This is a genomic window from Rhizobium sp. TBD182, from assembly GCF_001950375.1.
Taxonomy (GTDB): Bacteria; Pseudomonadota; Alphaproteobacteria; order Rhizobiales; family Rhizobiaceae; genus Agrobacterium; species Agrobacterium tumefaciens.
Map to the genome: position 1 here is coordinate 288,159 of NZ_BDLN01000005.1, position 17,702 is coordinate 305,860.

Genomic DNA, 17,702 nt, shown 5'->3' on the forward strand with positions numbered 1-17,702 from the left:
CGCTCATGCCGGAAATGGTTGCGATGCTGTTGCTCATGGGCAAGCTTATAATCGGCGAAATATTTGGATGCAAGGGCTATTGTCTCTTCAATCCTTTTACGAAACCAGTCAACGCCATCATCAACCCGCCACCGATCAGCCCCCAGAAGGCACCGGAGACACCGGCGAAGGAAAGGCCGGAGGCGGTGATGAGGAAGGTGATCGCCGCTGCCTCGCGTGTTTCCGGATCCTTGAAAGCCGCAACGGCAGAGCCGGAAAAGGCGCCCACCAGTGCGAGCCCCGCCACCGCCTGAATGAGGACAGGCGGCGCCAGTGCCACAAAAGCCGTGACCGCGCCCGCCAGCAGGCCGAAGACGATGTAGCCGACACCGCCTATCATCGCCGCCCAATAGCGCCGTTTCGGATCAGGATGGGCGTCCTCGCCAGCGCACATCGCCGCCGTAATCGCGGCAAGATTGACCGCATGGCCGCCGAAGGGTGCGGAAAGCAGTGAGAAGAAGCCGGTCGCCGCGAAAAGCGGTCCGGGCTGCGGATCGTAGTGATTGACCTTCAGCACTGCGATACCGGGAATATTCTGCGACGCCATGGTGACTATGAAGAGCGGCAGCGCGATGGAAATGACGGCGTGCAGGCTGAAGACGGGCGTCACCCACTCCATCGGAGGCGTCAGCGATTGCGCCACACGGTCAAGCGCCCCCGCCGGAATATCGACACCGAAGATCATCACCAGCACGAAAGCGGCAAGTGCCGCAGGCACGGCGAAAAGTCGTTTAAAGGCTCCCACCACGATCCAGGCAAGAATGATCGGCAATCCGAGCGCCGGGTTAAAGCCGATCGCCTTGATCGGCGCAAAACACAGGCCGATGATGACCCCGGAAAGCATGGCGTTGGCAAGTGGCGCTGGAATGGAGGCCACCGCCTTTCCGAGCGGCCGGAACAGGCCGGCAATGATGATCAATATGGCGCAGATGATGAACCCACCCACGGCGGCCGGAAAACCGCCCTCGATCACGCCCGTGGTCGCCAGCAAGGCTGCACCAGGTGTCGACCATGCGATGCTGACAGGCATCCGCGTCGCGACTGAAAGCGCTATCGCGCAAACCCCCATCGCCACCGAAAGTGCCATCAACCCAGACGCCGCCTCGAAATCCGTCGCACCGACAGCCTTCAGGCCCTGCAACACCACGGCGAAAGAACTGGCAAAGCCGACAAAGGCGGTCAGGCACCCCATGAACAGGCTCTGTACGGAAAGGTCTTTCATCAACATGGCGGTTCCCGGATCTTCTGTTTCCCTTGAAGATCAAAAAACCCAACCGCTGGCAAGATGCCCGCAGGCTGAACAGGTACGCCTTTTACCAGCGCAGAAAACGCGAACCGGCAAAAGCGCCGATCAGGCCGGTGATGAAAATGCCAAGTGAATACCAGATCAGCACGAAAGCCATGCCGTTTTCGGTGCAGAACCAGGAATAAACCCAGGCTCCGGCTGCACCCGCCGCAATGCCCGCCACAAAACCTGCCAGGGCTGGATCAGCCGGGGCTGAGCGTTTGAGAACTGAAAAATTCGCCACGAATACCGGAAGCGCGAAAGCGACGATCAAAAACGGGCAATGCAGCGCGGACGACCCCAGAACAAGCGTCCTGTAATTGTCCGGAAAGGCAAACCCCAGCTGTACGAGCGCTATCGCCGCCATCACAACGAAAATCACCGCAAGCCAAACGAAAAGGCAGCCGCTGTTCCCCTCGGGGCGGGTAAGGCGGCCGACCGCGAAAAACGCAGTCAGGGCCAGCAGGGCGTTATAGGCGGACTTGATCCAGAAACCCAGCTCGGTCAAAGCGTCGTGCATGTCGACCCGCGGCCCGAGAATGGCAAGCATCAGCAACAGCGAAACGCCAAGGCCGGGCAGGACGGCCAGCGCCAGCCGACGCTCCAGTGACAAGGCAGGCACGGGCTTGAGGCCGCTTGCCAGTTGTTCAATGATGTCTTCCGTCTTCCTCACGTTTCGCCTCGCAACTTTGCCGCCAGCATTTTAAGCGTCCTGTGAATGCCGACCCTCGCCGCAAGCTCGGTCTGGCCGGATTTTTGGGCCGCTTCGGCGATTGACTGACCCTCGAGTTTCACCCTGCGAATGAGGTCGCGTTGCCGCTGCGGCAACTCGTCGAGCAACCGTTCCACATCCATACGTGCCGTGACCTGATCGACGGACGATCCCGCTTCCAGCGTCTCATCAAGTTCCACTTCCGAAAGCTGGCGCGCACCCCTGCCCCTGTAGTGATCGATGAGTTTGTAGCGCGCTATCGAAAAGAACCAGGCGGTAAACGGCCTTGCTCGATCATAGGTCTCGCGTTTGGCGTGAAGCGACAACAGGGTTTCCTGAACGAGATCTTCCACATCCCCCCGTGAAGCGGCCCTCATGCGCCGGTCGAAATAGGCTGTCAGCAGCCTGCGTAGGGCATGGAGCAAATGCCTGTAAGCGCCCTCGTCCCCATCGAGGGAACGCAGCATCAGCATTTTTAATGTCTCTTCCGAAAGGCTGCCTGTCATCGTCACTATCGGGTTATTCGCAATCGGCGGGATATTGTTACATAATGGCGTGAAAAGAATCTCGCCCGAATATGATGTCACAAACGCGTGAGCGTGTAACGACACACGGGCCCCCACCGAATGGACAATCGTGAGCCCCGGTGCAACGCCGGCGGACATTTAATGACGTCCAGAGGAGATCTTTCATGACCCGCATTTTTACCGCCATCGCCACCGCTTCCATGCTGTCTGTTCTTTCTTTCGCAGGCATCGCCCATGCCGACGGCATGAAAACCGATATGACGAAAATGCACAACGACACCATGAAGACGCAGACGATGAAAAAAAGCGACATGTCCATGGCATCCAAAAAGGACTGCATGCACAAGGCTGACATGGAAATGAACAAGATGAAAAAAGCCGACATGATGAAGGCCTGCAACACGATGAAGTGATGCCGGCCGAACATTCAATGCACATAACCGGGAGCGGCACGTATCATCCGGCCTGAATGAAAAAAGCCCGTGCCGGTTTCCACCGGCACGGGCTCTCTCAACTAAAAATCAAAACCTTAAACTTCCGACTGGCTCTCGACGATCTTGCCGACGAGGCCGTAGCCCTTGGCTTCTTCAGCGCCGAGCCAGTAATCGCGATCGATGTCCTTGGCGATCTTTTCTTCGCTCTGGCCGGTGGCCTTGGCGAAGATCTTGATCAGGCGCTGGTTCATCTTGATGATTTCGCGGGCCTGGATTTCGATGTCGGATGCCATGCCGCGCGTGCCGCCGGAGGGCTGGTGCAGCAGGAAGCGGGTGTTCGGCAGGCAAAGGCGACGTTCCTTCGGCACCGAAACATAGATCAGCGCGCCAGCGGAAGCGACCCAGCCCGTACCGATGATATAAACCTTCGGCTTGATGAACTTGATCATGTCATGGATCGAATCACCCGATTCGACATGGCCGCCCGGCGAATTGACGTAAACGCGAATGTCGTCGTCGCTGGCGGCGGCAAGTGCGACGAGCTGCGTGCAGACCTTCTGCGCCAGTTCCTGCGTGATGCCACCATAGATGAAGATCGAACGCGACTTGAAAAGATTCGCTTCCGTTTCCTTGCCGATAGGCAGTTCCTTGCTCTTGTCGTCTTCGTCTTCGTTCATCAGCGGCTCTCCAGCGTAATTCATGCATGCCCTTCGGACATAGTGCGACTTGTTACGTAAGGCAATGAGCAAAAAAGGCAAGGTTTGCGCCCCAACAATAAACAGCGCCCCCGGCAGATGACGCATGGACAGCCTCTCCGGGTTCGCGGTATCGTCAGGTCCTCATTGCAGTGCCGCCGATTGCGGGAACCCCAAGATCCCCTTGCTGGCGGCGATAATCAAAAGAGGGAATCATGCTGAAAAGACTAAGCCTTGCTGCCGCAGCGCTCGGCGCCACCGCCCTGCCCGCTTTCGCCCATTTGAACCCGGAAGAACACGGCTCCTTCATGGCTGGCGTCTCCCACCCCTTCTTCGGTGCGGATCATATTCTGGCAATGGTTGCCGTCGGTCTCTGGGCATCGCAGATCGCCATGGCGCAGAATGACCGCAAGGCGCTGTGGATCGTGCCTGCCGCCTTCGTCGGCACCATGGCCATTGGTTTCCTGATGGCCGTTTATGGCATCGGCCTTCCGTTTGTCGAACCGGCCATCCTGGCCTCCGTCATCGGCCTCGGCCTGCTGGTCACGATTGCGGCAAAGCTGCCGACGGCAGCCGCTGCGGCCGTGGTCGGCGCTTTTGCCCTTTTCCACGGCCATGCCCATGGCGGTGAACTCGGGAGCGCCGGCGCCCTGCAATTCGGCATCGGTTTCATGATAGCAACCGCGATCCTGCATCTCGCAGGCATCGTGCTTGGCCTGCGCATTGCCCGTTTCGGCTCGGCCGCAAGCCGTACCGCCGGCGCACTGACGGCGATAGCGGGCATTTCGCTTGCCTTCGGCGGGTGACGATCATTACCGAAATTTAAAGTTTCGGCCGCTTTGAAAAGCCTGAATTTGGACCTACCTCCTTATCGTTGATTTCCGCTTCACGGTAAGGAGGCATCATATGTCACCGGAAGAAAGCCAACTTCTCAAGGCCCTGTTCGACAGGACAAAAGCCGCATCCGCCACCCCGCGCGACCGCGAGGCGGAAATATTGATCGCAGATGCCGTGCGCGATCAGCCCGCAGCCCCCTATTATCTCGCCCAGGCGGTGATCGTTCAGGAAAAGGGTCTGGAAGCGGCAGCAGCACACATCCAACAGCTCGAAGACCGCATCCATGCGCTGGAAAGCGGTAATGCGGCCCCGCAAGCAGCCGCACAGGGTGGTTTTCTGAGTTCGATCTTCGGCACCGGCCAACAGCAATCAACTGCTCCGGCGCCCGTCTCGCCACCGCCCCAGACATCATGGCGCAACGATACCGCAGGCCAGACAGCCGGTCCCTGGGGCTCACCAGCCGGCCGCGCACCTGATCAGCAGCCCGGTGGCCTCTGGAGCCAGCAACCCGCAGCAGCAGGACGGTCCGGCGGCGGTTTCCTGCAAGGTGCGCTCGGCGCTGCTGCAGGTGTTGCCGGCGGCATGCTGCTCGCCAATTCGCTGAGCGGTATTTTCGGCAACCACGCATCGTCGCTCGGCATTGGCTCGCCATTCGGCGGCGGCAATCCGCTGGGCAACAACGCACCGGTCGAAGAAACCGTCATCAACAACTACTACGGCGACAGTTCCTCCCAGCCGGACAATAGTAACGATGTCCAGCAGGCCGACTACGACGACAGCGCCGATGACGATTTCGATCAAGGCGACGACGGGTCGTTCGCCTGAACGTTTTCAACCGTGAAAAGCCGGATCAGCCGCGGCCGCGATAGGTCGGCACACCCTGATCCGGCAACCACACGCCCTCAGGCACCGGTCCGGTCTGCCAGAAAACGTCAATCGGAATACCGCCGCGCGGATACCAGTAAGCGCCGATGCGCAGCCATTTCGGCTGCAACAGCTCCACCAGCCGCCTGGCGATATAGACCGAGCAATCCTCGTGAAATGCGCCGTGGTTGCGGAAGGATTGCAGGAACAGCTTCAGCGACTTCGATTCCACCAGAAAATCACCGGCAATATAGTCGATGACGATATGGGCGAAATCCGGCTGTCCGGTCATCGGGCAAAGCGAGGTGAATTCGGGTGCTGTGAACCGCACCACGTAATCGGTACCGGCATTGCCGTTCGGCACCTTTTCGAGAATTGCCTTTTCCGGGCTCTCGGGCGTATCGACCTTCGCGCCCAGCTGCGACAGGCTGGAAACATCCGTCACGGACATGGAAAACTCCTGCTTATTCAAACGATCACTTTGACGCCATGCGCCTTTTCGCCTTCCGGCTCGACATGAATGGCAAGGCTGGCACCCGGTATGACTTCCCTTATGGCATCTTCAAGGCGGTCGCAAATATCATGCGCCTCCCGCACCGTCATCGGGGCGGGAACAACGACGTGGAAATCGATGAAGGCGGCCGAACCGGCGCGGCGGGTTCTAAGATCATGCACGCCGATGATGCCGACGGAATTTTCGGCGATCGCCTTCTTGATCGCCTCGTCTTCTTCCGGTTCCACCGCCCGGTCCATCAACCCGCCGAGCGAATGCAAAATGACCTTCGATCCCTGGAACAGGATGTTGATGGCCACCAGAATGGCGAGCAGCGGATCGAGAATGGCGTAACCCGTCAGAAGCGCCAGAACCAGACCGACCAGAACCCCTGCGGACGTTACGACATCCGACATGATATGATGACCATCAGCCTTGAGGGCTGGTGAAGCGTATTTCCGGCCGACGCGGATGAGGATTGTTGCCCAGACGGCGTTGATGACGCCCGCTGACGCGTTGATGGCAAGACCGAGAACCGGCGCTTCTGGCAGCTTCGGGTTGAAGAGACCACCCCAGGCTTCCTGCACGATGAGAAGTGCGGCGACGACGATCAGCACGCCCTCGACGACAGCCGAGATATATTCCGCCTTGTGATGGCCGAACTGGTGATCATCATCTGCGGGCTTCTGCGCATAACGGATGACGAAATAGGCAATGAAGGCCGCAACAACGTTGACGGTCGATTCCAGACCGTCCGACAGCAGCGCTACCGACCCTGTGACCCACCAGGCCACGAGCTTGAGGCCAAGCACGCCGAAAGAAAGTGGAATGCCCCAGAATGCGAGCTTCCTTACCAGTGCATTGCCTTCAGTGTTCATTTTTTGCCCCCGTGCGGATGCGAACGAATTGCAGAACTGACCGCCAAAACGCACGAACCGCGCGCACGGGGTCTCCGTGCACGCGGCTCGCTATTTGCGTTTCCTATCGTTCAAACCGCAGCCGAGGTCAAGACCCATGAGGTCACGTCGAAGACGTCACCCCTCGCTTTTCTGCTCACAGAAACGGATACGGTTGCCGAATGGATCGATGACTTCCATGACATCGCCCCAGGGCAATTCTTCGACACCAGGCTTCAGGAAGCGGTAGTCTTTGCCCGCCAGCTCTTTTTGGAAGGCATGCACGCCGTGCATGGTGGCGAAGATATTGGAGCCCGGCGTCGCGTCGCCATGATGGCCGCTGAGGTGAAGCCCCATTCCGGCCCGCGAAACCTGCATGTAGAGCGGGAAGTTTTCGCCGAAGCGGTGTTCCCAGTCGACCTTGAAACCGAGAAAATCAACATAGAATTCCCGCGCCTTGGCCTCATCGAAAATTCTGAGAATCGGGAATATCCGCGCAAAGCCAATGTGAGGAAGGTTTTCCCCACCCGCCGCGCTTGCATCCCGGGCGTCCCGGTCATTGCCCATTCTGCTTGCCCCTTGTCAGGCGACGGAGATGGTACCGGCCGCAACAGATGCGGCCGGTACGCCTGATCCTTATTCGGCTGCGACGATCTTGCCGTCCTGCCACTTGTAGAGCGAGAAAGCCTGCGATGACAGGTCGCCACTCTCGCCATAGGTGACCTTGCCGATCGCCGTGGCAAAAGCGTCACCGCTCTTCAGAGCCGTGATGACCGCTTCGGAATCCTTTGCGCTTCCAGCCTTTTCGATGCCGGCCTTCAGCACTTCGACGGCAGCGTAAGCGTTAAGGGTGAAGGCTTCCGCAGGAATGTTGGCGGCCTTTAGAGCTTCGGCAGCAGCCTTGGAATCCGCGTTCTTCAGGGCGTCGGAGGCGTTGGTGAAGATCGTGCCTTCACCAGCCTTGGCACCGATGTTCCAGAACTCGCTGTTCGACAGGCCGTCGCCGCCGATAACGGCAGCCTTGGCGCCGATATCGTTCAACTGACGCACCAGAAGACCGGCTTCCGGATGGTAACCGCCGAAATAGACGATATCGACATTTTCAGACTTGAGGCGGGCCGTCAGCGCGCCGAGATCCTTTTCGCCTGGTGTCAGCGCGTCATAGAGAACTTCGGTAACGCCACCGGCATTCAGCGTGGTCTTGAAGGCATCCGCCAGACCCTTACCGTAAGCGCCCTTGTCGTGAATGATGGCGACCTTCTTGTCCTTAAGCTTGGCAAGAACGTATTTCGCCGCAACTTCTGCCTGCTGGTCGTCCCGACCGCAAGTGCGGAAAACATTGGCAAGGCCACGGTTCGTCAGGCCCGGCGAGGTCGCCGTGGGGGTGATCATCAGGACACCGTTTTCAGCAAACACGTCCGATGCCGGAATGGCAACGCCGGAGGTCACTGGACCGACGACGAAATGGATGCCTTCGGCAACCAGCTGGTTTGCGGCCGACACACCCTGCTTCGGCTCGCCGCCATCGTCTGCAAGCTTCAGAACGACCTGCTCTCCGAGAATGCCGCCCTTCTTGTTGATTTCATTGACTGCCGTCTGGGCGCCGTTCTTGACCTGGTCGCCATAGGCGGCGACGGGACCGGTAAGCGGCGCAATCAGGCCGATGACGATTTCGGCATGGGCAAGCGGTGCGAATGCGAAGGACGCTGCAAGCGTCACGCTGGTCAATGTCTTCAGTTTCATCCTGGTGTCTCCTTGGAAATGGGGTCTCAGCCCCGATGAGCGCCTTGGGCGCCGACCGAATGAAACTTCGCGGACGCCTCCCGGCGAAAACCCGTTCCATTTTTGAATTCCGAGCCTTCATTTCAACTCATACGGAAGGTTTGATGGCTTATGCAAGTCACCTTTGCTGGATAAGGTCTATTCGCGGTAAATCTATCGTCAGGCCAGCCTCGATCGTGTCATCGAAACGGGCGAGCGCAACGGCGTAAACGCTTGGCGTTTGGTCGCCGCAGGAGGATAATGGCGGCATGATAACAGCAGATGACGAATTTCTGACGGGTCTGCCCGTCTTCCGACATTTCGAAGACGTGGCCGACCCGGCGCTTTATCGCGCCCTGCCGCCGGGATGGGCGCTGGCCATTGCCGATATCATCGATTCGACAGGGGCGATCGGCACCGGCAGATATAAGTCCGTCAACATGGCGGGCGCTGCGGTCATCTCAGGCATATCGAACAGCCTCGGGCGTCACGACCTGCCCTTCGTGTTCGGTGGCGATGGAGCCGCCGTTGCGGTGCCACCGAACGGGATACCCCTTGCGCGCACCGCCCTTTCGAACGTGCAGCGCTGGGTGAAGGACGATCTCGACCTTTCGATGCGTGTGGCGCTTGTTCCGGTGGAGGACATACGCAACAACGGCTTCGATGTGCGCGTCGCGCGCTTTCAGGCAAGCGAGGATGTTTCCTACGCCATGTTTTCGGGCGGCGGCAACAGCTGGGCCGAGGCGCGGATGAAGGAGGGGCAATATGCCCTGCCTACGGTTGCGACAGGCGGTCGGCCGGACCTGACCGGCCTTTCGTGCCGCTGGAACCCCATTCCGGCAACCCATGGCAAGGTGGTGTCGATCATCGCCATGCCGGGACCCTCACTGGATATGCCGGCATTCCGCCAGTTGGTCATCGATCTCGTCGATCTGGCCACGCAGGACGCAAGACAAGGCCACCCCGTGCCGGAGGATGGGCCGAAACTGGGCTTCGTTCGGGAAGGCCTCGGTCTGGAAGCCAGGGCAGGTGCGGCCTATCACGATAGCTGGGGCAAGGTGCGCCGTTCGCTGCGCATTCTCGGCGAGAGCTTCCTCGTGAATTTCCTAGGCATGACGGGATTGTCGCTCGGACGATTTAATGCGGATCGCTATCGGCGCTCGGTTGCCAGCAACACCGATTTCCGGAAATTCGACGATGGCCTGAAAATGACGGTTGATATCGACGCCGAGAGGCTCGAAAAGATCCGCGCGCGGCTGGAGCAGGGGCGCCTCTCCGGCACCTGCTATTTCGGCCTGCACGAGCAGGACGCCGCATTGATGACCTGTATCGTGCCCTCCCCGCTTTCGAAGGACCATATGCATTTCGTCGATGGTGCCGACGGTGGATATGCGGCTGCGGCAAGCCACCTAAAGCAACAGATACAGGCTGCGTCTTCGCCCTGAGTGGCGCGGGCGACTTTTTACCGCATTACATGCGAGCCACACGCCAAAAAAAAGAAAAAACCGGCGTCATGCGCCGGTTTCAACGGAATGGCACCGCCGGGCCGTGGGATGGCCGTTAGATCAAGCGGCAGCAGTCTTGCTGCTCTTCTGCACCTGGCAATAAATCTCCTCGAGGGAAGCGAGGATTTTTTTGACGGATTCGGAATTGCTGGAATAATAGATGGTCTGAGCATCCCGTCTTGTTTTCACCAGCCGCTGGGCACGCAATTTCGAAAGATGTTGCGAGAGCGCGGACTGGCTGAGACCAACTTGGGAGGCGAGAACACCGACCGGCACTTCCGTATCCACCAGCGTGCACAAGATCATCAGGCGCTTGGGATTTGCCATCGCTGAGAGCAAGTCTGCAGCGGCGATGCTATGTTCCGACAGAGATTGGTTATCCATACGCTCAAGTCTCCTGATGACAGTCGGAAAGACCGTCATGGTGGCTATTATAGGTGGTCCAAAAGGTGTTTTTTATAATTCAGTCGATACGTTGTATATACCTAAATCTTGCTTATATCGTGTCCCCCTCCAAGACTATTCTTCATTGATCATTTACCTGGACATCTTGATCAAATTTTCAGACTTTCGCCTGTTTTTCGTCATTTTAGCAACAAACTGCTACATTCTCAGTAGTATTTGGAGGAAAAAACAATCAAAAATTGAGCACACAAATCTTGTCTTCCAATGTCTGGCTTCGTGACCACTACCTTACACCACCTTAAATTTAGCAAGGAGGTACAGAATCTAGTTTTACTTTGCGCAATTTTCTCAAAGTTTGCAATATGCTTTTTATTCGTAATTATTTTAATGCATAACTTATAATGTCTTGGGTATTCTTTTTCTTTATACCAGCATTAGGTAATACAAAAAGGCCTTCCGGTGAGGAAGGCCTTTCGTTTTCTCGACCAATGCGAGTGTTTCTCATTTCTTGCGGTGGCGAGTGAGGCCTGTCACAATTTCGTCTGCGGAAATCGTGCCTATAATCGCGCCATTATCGACAACACCGATCGCGCCGGAATGTTTCGAGAGCGCATCGAGGATATCGATCAGCGGCGATGTCGGACGGGCGGTAGCGGCCACGTTCAACCGGCCGGTTTGTTCATCCACGCCTGGCTTCATCACGTCCGCGGCGGTCAGCATGGAGATCGGGTTCATGTTCTGCACGAAATCCGCGACATATTGCGTAGCCGGTTGCTTGACGATCTGCTGCGGCGTGCCGCACTGGATGATACGCCCGCCCTCCATCATGGCGATGCGGTTGCCGATGCGGAATGCCTCGTCCAGATCGTGACTGACGAAGAGGATGGTTTTCTTCAACCGGCTCTGGAACTCCAGAAGTTCGTCCTGAAGGCGGCTTCTGATGAGCGGGTCGAGCGCCGAGAACGGCTCGTCCATCAAGAGAATGGGCGCTCCGGTCGCGAAGGCGCGCGCCAGTCCCACGCGCTGCTGCATGCCGCCGGAAAGCTCCCCCACCTTGCGGTCAGCCCAGGCGGACAGGTTCACCAGCTCAAGCTGCTCGGCCACCATGCGCTTGCGCTCGGCTTCCGGCGTCCCGGAAAGCTCCAGCCCGAAACCGACATTGTCGGCAACGTTTCGCCAGGGCAGCAGGCCGAATTGCTGGAAGACCATCGAAACCGTATGCATGCGCAGATCGCGCAGCGCCTTCGCCGTCGCCCGATAGGGATCGACAAAACCGGACGCCGTCTTCACGCTGACATTGCCGCGCACCACAGGCGCAAGGCCGTTAACGGCCCTGAGCAGCGTCGATTTACCGGAGCCCGAAAGCCCCATGAGCACGAGTATTTCGCCCTCATTTACCGAAAGCGAGGCATTCGCAACGCCGAGGACCAGTCCGGTCTGCTCGTTGATCTCGTCACGCGTGCTGCCCTTGTCGATCAGCGCAAGCGCCGCCTCGGGCCGGTCGCCGAAGACGATATCGACATTTCCGAAGATGATTGCGTCACTCATAGATCATGCTCCGTACCGGGAAGGCGGAAAAGTCGGTCGAGAACGATCGCCAATATGACGATGCACAACCCAGCTTCGAAACCCATGGCGATGTTGACGGTGTTCAATGCGCGTACCACCGGCACCCCCAGGCCGTTGGCTCCGACGAGGGCGGAGATGACCACCATCGAAAGCGAAAGCATGATCGTCTGGGTAAGACCCGCCATGATCTGCGGCGCAGCGAAGGGAAGCTCTACCTTGCGCAGAACCTGCGATGGCGTGGCACCGAAGGCGATGGCCGCTTCCACCAGCGCCGGCGGCGTCGAAACGATGCCGAGACGGGTCAGGCGCACGGGCGCGGGAATGGCGAAGATGACCGTGGCGATAAGCCCGGGAACCATGCCGAGGCCGAACAGCACTAGCGCCGGAATGAGATAGACGAAGGTCGGAATGGTCTGCATCAAATCCAGCACCGGGCGCATGCCGGCATAGATCCACTTGCGCCGCGCCGCCAGTATTCCAAGCGGTATGCCGATGATCATGCAGACCGCGCTGGAGGCGAGAACGAGCGCCAGCGTTTCCGTCGTCGCCTTCCAGTACCCCAGATTGATGATGAACAGCAGACCAAGCGCCGTAAAGACCGGCATGCCGACCGACCGCCTCGTCCAGGCTGAAAGAGCCGTCACAATCGCGACGATGACCAGCGGATGCGGCGCCTGCAAAACGTAAAGCAGGGCGTTAATGACGCTTTGGAAAATGAAAGAAAGCCAATCGAAGAAAAAAGCGAGATTGCCGGTCAGCCAGTCAATGGCCTCCTTGGCATATCGGCCGACGGGCAGGCGGTTTTCAGGAGCGCTGAGCCATTCCACGGTAAGACAAGACCTTTCGTGAACCAGAGCAATTCCAGTAAAAATGCGTAACGGTTTTGGGCCCGGAATTGCAAAAAAATAAGAAGAACAGGCATTGAAGGTGATCCCGTTTCACCGGAAATGCCGCTAATGCAGAAACGACGGCCGGCAACAGCATTGCCGGACACCGGGATCGCGCGTGACCCCGGATGCGAGAAAAATTCGCGGACCGAGATCATGCAAAGGACATCGTAATTTCCTGCAGTATCCGGCCTGTTTACAAGGTTAGGCCGGATACATGCGTTGTCTGCAACCTAGAGGCCCAAGGCCTTCTTGACGGCGGGCAAGGCGTCAGCGCTGCCATCCTTGGTCTTGACGTTGGCAAGCCAGGGTTCGATCGCGGCCGGGTTGGCCTTCAGCCAGGCAGTCGCCGCCGCTTCGCCCTCGAGGCCATCATTCAGGATCTTGCCCATGATCTCGTTTTCCATGGGCAGGGAGAATTCCAGGTTCTTGAGAAAGACGCCAACATTCGGGCATTCCTCGGTGTAACCCTTGCGGACATTGGTGTAGATCGTCGCGCCGCCGAGATTGGGGCCGAAAACCTCGTCACCGCCGGTCAGATAGGTCAGCTTGAAATTCGTATTCATGGGATGCGGTTCCCAGCCGAGGAACACGATCGGTTCGCCGGATTTCCCCGCGCGGGCAACCTGCGACAGCATGCCCTGTTCGGAGGATTCGACCACCTCGAAACTCTTCAGCCCGAAGGTGTCCTTGGCGACCATGTCGAGGATCAGGCGGTTGCCGTCATTGCCGGGCTCGATGCCGTAGATCTTGCCGCCGAGATCGCCGCTATGGGCCGCTATATCCTTGAAATCCTTGATGCCGAGTTCAGCACCCTTGGCATTGGTCGCGAGCGTGTATTTGGCGCCGGTCAGGTTTTCACGCAGCGTTTCAACCGACTTGTCGTCGCGGTAAGGCGCGATATCGCCTTCCATGGTCGGCATCCAGTTGCCGAGGAAGACGTCGATGTCCTTGTTTTTCAGGGATGTATAGGTAACGGGCACCGAGAGAAGCTTGACGTCGGTTTCATAACCGAGGCTCTTCAGCAGCACCGTGGCAGTCGCTGTGGTGGCAGTGATGTCGGTCCAGCCCACATCGGAAAAACGAACCTTGCCACAACTTGCCGGCTCCGCAGCGCCGGCCGCATTGAACGTCATGACGGAGATTGCTGCGGCCAAAGCCAGACAGCGACTTCTATTTGCAAACATCGCTTGCTCCCTTTTTTCGTTCCCTTGCCATTATCAATATCTGCCGGACACAATCAACTCGCGTGCATTTGCGTGCTTTGGCCCGCCGTTTGCGACACGACGATGAAAATCTCCGGCTTTTTAGTCCGCGATACGGACAGCTGCGGCATGCGGAAATCTGTGTTTTTCCCGTTGCGGCACTTTTCAACCCGACCCTTCGCCGTCAAAAGACGCGAAGGTGTACAGGGAGTGGACGATGGCAAAACTCTATTTCAATTATGCGGCGATGAACGCCGGCAAGTCGACCATGTTGTTACAGGCATCCTATAATTATCACGAGCGCGGCATGCGCACGTTGATTTTCACGGCCGCCTTTGACGACCGGGCCGGCTTCGGCCGGGTCGCGTCGCGCATCGGCCTGTCGTCCGACGCACGGACCTTCGACGCAAACACCGATATCTTCTCCGAAGTGGAGGCCCTGCATGCCGAAGCGCCCGTTGCCTGCGTTTTCATCGATGAAGCCAACTTCCTGTCCGAACACCATGTCTGGCAGCTTGCCGGTATTGCCGACCGGTTGAACATTCCGGTGATGGCCTACGGCCTGCGCACGGATTTTCAGGGCAAGCTTTTCCCGGCCTCCAGGGAACTGCTCGCCATTGCCGACGAGCTTCGCGAAATCCGCACCATCTGCCATTGCGGCCGCAAGGCGACGATGGTCGCCCGTTTCGACAATGAAGGAAATGTGGTCAAGGAAGGCGCGCAGATCGATGTCGGCGGCAACGAAAAATACGTCTCCTTCTGCCGCCGCCACTGGGTCGAAACGGTCAAGGGCGACTGACCGTCTGCGGCCGGTTGCCGCATTTGATTTTTCGCAAGGATGGCTCCCCTGCTCCTGCGCTAAGACCATGCGGACACATTCGCGTGGATGTGCTTTCTCTCAGGAGTAAAAGATATGCACAACAAAACTGCCACCGTCGCCAGCCTTGCCATCGCTGCTGCCCTCCTTGCCTTTCCCGCCCTGTCGGCCGAAATCGAGGTGAAGATGCTCAACAAGGGCAGCGATGGCCAGGCGATGGTCTTTGAACCGGCAACCGTCAAGGCAGCTGTCGGCGACGTCATTTCCTTCGTGCCAGTCGACAAGGGTCATGATGCGGCTGCCGTCAAGGAAATGCTTCCCGAGGGCGTTGCGGACTTCAAGGGCAAGATGAACGAGACGGTGAAACTGACTGTCGAGAAGGACGGCGCATACGTCGTCAAATGCACGCCGCATCTCGGCATGGGCATGGTCGCCCTCGTTGTGGTCGGCGATGCCGCACCGGCCAATCTCGATGCCATAAAGACCGGCAAGCTGCCGAAAAAGGCGCGGGAGCGGCTGGACGCCGAAATTGCCAAGCTCGGTCTGTAACCGCCTGTCACCTTGTCCAGGCGATACATGCTCCGCGCGTAGTCCAGGAACTCGGGAACGAGCCGCGCGGACCGCAGGTTGAGAAAAGTTTCGCAATCATGTTGTATCCCGGTGGGTAGGGACATATCTGGAAGACAGTAAACGACCGCGGTTGTTGCGAAGCGCCAAAAGGCGCATGGCCGAACCGCGGTTGTTCCTTCCGGCGTTCAGCCCCACGGGCAGAGGAGACTATGACGACATGATCGACCGGATAACCGCTTTGATTCAGGCAGCCTTCAACGCCATCGGCAAGGCCGCCGGTCTCGTCGTCGCCTGGCTTTTGTGGCCTTTCATGGCCGCCCACGGCTGGTATCGCGACCGCAACTGGATCATCAAGGGTCCGATCGCTTTGGTGCTCATCCTTCTGGCCGGCTTTTACGGATACTTCTTCTGGCAAACGCAGGTCTGGACGAATTTCGACCCGGATTATATTTCCCGTTACAAGCTTGCAGAACGCACGGTGCCGCCCGGGCAGGAATTGCCGGCTGCAACACCCACGGCCGCCGCCGGCGCCACCGGTGCTGCCGCAAACACCTCCGCACCGGTATGCCAGCGCTCAGCCATCGTCGATGCCGCCGCCGATCTTACCGATTTCAACGTCAATCAGAATGCATGGATTTCCTCCATGCTGCTCTATCGTCTCGGCCTTTTCGGCATGGACTGGGACAGCACGCCATTCCTGGACAACAAGGCGTCCTTCCAGCGCGGCGTGAACCAGGCGGTGCGCCGCACCGCGGTGGAACTGGTGGATACGCTCGGTCGCGTTCGTGGAACATCCGGTATTAACAACAATCTCCAGGAAGCGCGCGGGAACATGCAGTTCAGCGAATATTCCTGGTATTTCGGCCTCGATCCGTTTGGCCCCAAAACACCGACACCGAGCTACTATCGCGCCGCCATCCGCAGCTTCCAGGCATTTAACGGTGAACTCACCGCCTGCAAGGCCGTCTTCGATACACGCGCCGATAACCTCATCCAGTTCATCGACCGCATTGCCGGCGATATCGGCTCGACATCGGCCATTCTGCGCGAGCGTTCGGAAAACTATAATGGCGGCTGGTTCGACACTCGCGCCGACGACCGTTTCTGGTTCGCCTATGGCCAGCTCTATGGATATTACGGCGTGCTGTCGGCAGCCGGATCGGACTTCGCGCAGGTTATTCGCGAACGCAATCTGACCAATCTGTGGAACGACACCCTGGGACAGACCCGTGCCGCGCTACGCATCCAGCCGGCAATCATTTCCAACGGCGACGAAAGCGGTTGGATCATGCCCTCGCACCTTGCCACCATGGGATTTTATGTTCTGCGCGTTCGCTCCAACCTCGTCGAGCTCCGCTCCGTTCTCGACAGGTAAGTCAACGGCTCGGACCGGCATGAAAATCAGCTTATCAGGCCAAGGCGTATTGTCTTGGCCACCAGCTGCGCGCGGTTGACGCAATCGAGCTTGCGAATGGCGTTGTTCATATAGGTATTGACGGTGTGCTCCGAGATGGACAGAAGCTCGGCAATCTCCACGGAGGTCTTGCCCTGCGCAGTCCAGCGAACCACGTCGAGTTCCCGCTTCGTCAGTGGGGAGGGGAGTTTTGAGCCTGCACGACAAAGCCGATCATAGGCCTCCAGGGCGTGAAGGGCGATCATGCACAGCTCGTTCAGCGAACCCTGCGACAGGACATCGCAATCGCCTGCGAAATTCATCAGATGCCGGTTTCCGTCCATGCCGTTCACCGGCACCAGAAGACCGGAGGTGATGCCCATGCCGCGCAGCAGGGTTGAGACTTCCAGCAGCGAGCCGGAGTTGATGTCCTTATCATCAAGAGACCAGTATTGCGGCATCATCGATGAAGCGCCGCGCTTTATGACGGGGCAATCTGCAAGTTCACCGTCCCGGGTCATCGCATTCACCACCCACACCGGCAGGCTGCTTTCCACCACTATCGGCAGGGCATAGGCATTGCGAATGCTCGGCAGCTTCAGCAACGTCACGTAGGAATAACTGAACGCCTGCATCACCTGCTGCAGCGCCGCCAGCCATTGGGGTCTGTCAATGGCAGCCGAAAGGTCGCGGCAAAGTCTGGCCTGGCGCTCCGTCTTCGGCATTCAGGCGCCACCCGGCGGTGGGCGCAGGACACCCAGAAGCGACGACCAGGCGGCATGGGCAAACAGTGTTGCAACCTTCATAT

20 protein-coding genes are annotated in these 17,702 nt (G+C 58.4%); 7 read left to right on the forward strand and 13 right to left on the reverse strand.

Translation table 11 applies throughout. The features are described from left to right. Positions 1-76 precede the first annotated feature (76 nt). The 3 genes from T18_RS17295 to T18_RS17305 form a co-directional block, all read right to left on the reverse strand. A complete protein-coding gene (locus tag T18_RS17295) occupies positions 77-1,264 on the reverse strand; it encodes a benzoate/H(+) symporter BenE family transporter (protein ID WP_038492908.1) in 1,188 nt (395 codons plus the stop codon). A gap of 88 nt (positions 1,265-1,352) precedes the next feature. Beyond that, a complete protein-coding gene (locus T18_RS17300; protein WP_038491831.1) occupies positions 1,353-1,997 on the reverse strand; it encodes an NrsF family protein in 645 nt (214 codons plus the stop codon). After that, a complete protein-coding gene (locus T18_RS17305; protein WP_003513560.1) occupies positions 1,994-2,509 on the reverse strand; it encodes a sigma-70 family RNA polymerase sigma factor in 516 nt (171 codons plus the stop codon). Before T18_RS17305 ends, T18_RS17300 begins: the two co-directional genes overlap by 4 nt. Positions 2,510-2,727: 218 nt before the next feature. On the opposite strand from T18_RS17305, the gene T18_RS17310 reads away from it, so the two are divergent. After that, on the forward strand, positions 2,728-2,976 hold the full coding sequence (locus tag T18_RS17310; protein ID WP_025594191.1) for a pentapeptide MXKDX repeat protein: 249 nt from the start codon (positions 2,728-2,730) through the stop codon (positions 2,974-2,976). A 116-nt stretch (positions 2,977-3,092) separates the two neighbouring features. On the opposite strand, the gene T18_RS17315 is transcribed toward T18_RS17310, so the two are convergent. Beyond that, on the reverse strand, positions 3,093-3,674 hold the full coding sequence (locus T18_RS17315; RefSeq protein ID WP_003513567.1) for an ATP-dependent Clp protease proteolytic subunit: 582 nt from the start codon (positions 3,672-3,674) through the stop codon (positions 3,093-3,095). Positions 3,675-3,907: 233 nt separating this feature from the next. Between T18_RS17315 and T18_RS17320 the strand changes: the two genes are divergently transcribed. Together T18_RS17320 and T18_RS17325 are read left to right on the forward strand one after the other, a co-directional pair. Then, positions 3,908-4,498 carry a HupE/UreJ family protein gene (locus T18_RS17320; protein ID WP_038491834.1) on the forward strand — a complete coding sequence of 197 codons (591 nt, stop codon included), beginning with the start codon at positions 3,908-3,910 and terminating at the stop codon, positions 4,496-4,498. Positions 4,499-4,598: 100 nt separating this feature from the next. Then, positions 4,599-5,354 carry a DUF2076 domain-containing protein gene (locus tag T18_RS17325; protein WP_038491837.1) on the forward strand — a complete coding sequence of 252 codons (756 nt, stop codon included), beginning with the start codon at positions 4,599-4,601 and terminating at the stop codon, positions 5,352-5,354. A gap of 25 nt (positions 5,355-5,379) precedes the next feature. Here the strand turns inward: T18_RS17325 and queF are convergent, their stop codons facing one another. The 4 genes from queF to T18_RS17345 form a co-directional block, all read right to left on the reverse strand. Continuing rightward, positions 5,380-5,844: a preQ(1) synthase gene (gene queF, locus T18_RS17330; protein ID WP_013636627.1), complete on the reverse strand. Its 465-nt coding sequence runs from the start codon at positions 5,842-5,844 to the stop codon at positions 5,380-5,382. Positions 5,845-5,861: 17 nt separating this feature from the next. Then, on the reverse strand, positions 5,862-6,764 hold the full coding sequence (locus T18_RS17335) for a cation diffusion facilitator family transporter (protein ID WP_003513576.1): 903 nt from the start codon (positions 6,762-6,764) through the stop codon (positions 5,862-5,864). Positions 6,765-6,920: 156 nt separating this feature from the next. After that, positions 6,921-7,349, reverse strand: a complete 429-nt coding sequence (locus T18_RS17340) for a glyoxalase superfamily protein (RefSeq protein ID WP_038491840.1) — start codon at positions 7,347-7,349, stop codon at positions 6,921-6,923. Between the two features lie 69 nt (positions 7,350-7,418). Beyond that, a complete protein-coding gene (locus tag T18_RS17345; RefSeq protein WP_038491843.1) occupies positions 7,419-8,525 on the reverse strand; it encodes a branched-chain amino acid ABC transporter substrate-binding protein in 1,107 nt (368 codons plus the stop codon). A gap of 287 nt (positions 8,526-8,812) precedes the next feature. Between T18_RS17345 and T18_RS17350 the strand changes: the two genes are divergently transcribed. Then, positions 8,813-9,988, forward strand: coding sequence for a DUF3095 domain-containing protein (locus T18_RS17350; protein ID WP_038491846.1), 1,176 nt, complete (start codon positions 8,813-8,815; stop codon positions 9,986-9,988). A 120-nt stretch (positions 9,989-10,108) separates the two neighbouring features. On the opposite strand, the gene T18_RS17355 is transcribed toward T18_RS17350, so the two are convergent. From T18_RS17355 to T18_RS17375, 4 genes are all read right to left on the reverse strand, one after another. Next, complete coding sequence (locus tag T18_RS17355) at positions 10,109-10,432, reverse strand: ArsR/SmtB family transcription factor (RefSeq protein WP_003513586.1); 324 nt, start codon at positions 10,430-10,432, stop codon at positions 10,109-10,111. 522 nt (positions 10,433-10,954) lie between these two features. Next, entirely contained in the window at positions 10,955-12,001 is a 1,047-nt protein-coding gene (gene choV / locus T18_RS17365; RefSeq protein ID WP_038491849.1) for a choline ABC transporter ATP-binding protein, read from the reverse strand. Then, positions 11,998-12,849: a choline ABC transporter permease subunit gene (choW, locus tag T18_RS17370; RefSeq protein ID WP_003513593.1), complete on the reverse strand. Its 852-nt coding sequence runs from the start codon at positions 12,847-12,849 to the stop codon at positions 11,998-12,000. Before choW ends, choV begins: the two co-directional genes overlap by 4 nt. 293 nt (positions 12,850-13,142) lie before the next feature. Then, positions 13,143-14,045: a choline ABC transporter substrate-binding protein gene (locus tag T18_RS17375; protein WP_233283658.1), complete on the reverse strand. Its 903-nt coding sequence runs from the start codon at positions 14,043-14,045 to the stop codon at positions 13,143-13,145. 286 nt (positions 14,046-14,331) lie between these two features. On the opposite strand from T18_RS17375, the gene T18_RS17380 reads away from it, so the two are divergent. The 3 genes from T18_RS17380 (at position 14,332) to T18_RS17390 (ending at position 16,876) form a co-directional block, all read left to right on the forward strand. Next, complete coding sequence (locus T18_RS17380) at positions 14,332-14,913, forward strand: thymidine kinase (protein WP_003513599.1); 582 nt, start codon at positions 14,332-14,334, stop codon at positions 14,911-14,913. 114 nt (positions 14,914-15,027) lie between these two features. After that, positions 15,028-15,480 (forward strand): pseudoazurin, encoded by a 453-nt coding sequence (locus T18_RS17385; protein ID WP_003513601.1) that lies wholly within the window; start codon positions 15,028-15,030, stop codon positions 15,478-15,480. A gap of 238 nt (positions 15,481-15,718) precedes the next feature. After that, on the forward strand, positions 15,719-16,876 hold the full coding sequence (locus T18_RS17390; RefSeq protein ID WP_013636632.1) for a DUF2333 family protein: 1,158 nt from the start codon (positions 15,719-15,721) through the stop codon (positions 16,874-16,876). A 26-nt stretch (positions 16,877-16,902) separates the two neighbouring features. On the opposite strand, the gene T18_RS17395 is transcribed toward T18_RS17390, so the two are convergent. Beyond that, positions 16,903-17,619, reverse strand: a complete 717-nt coding sequence (locus T18_RS17395; protein ID WP_003513606.1) for a helix-turn-helix transcriptional regulator — start codon at positions 17,617-17,619, stop codon at positions 16,903-16,905. Between the last annotated feature and the right edge of the window lie 83 nt (positions 17,620-17,702).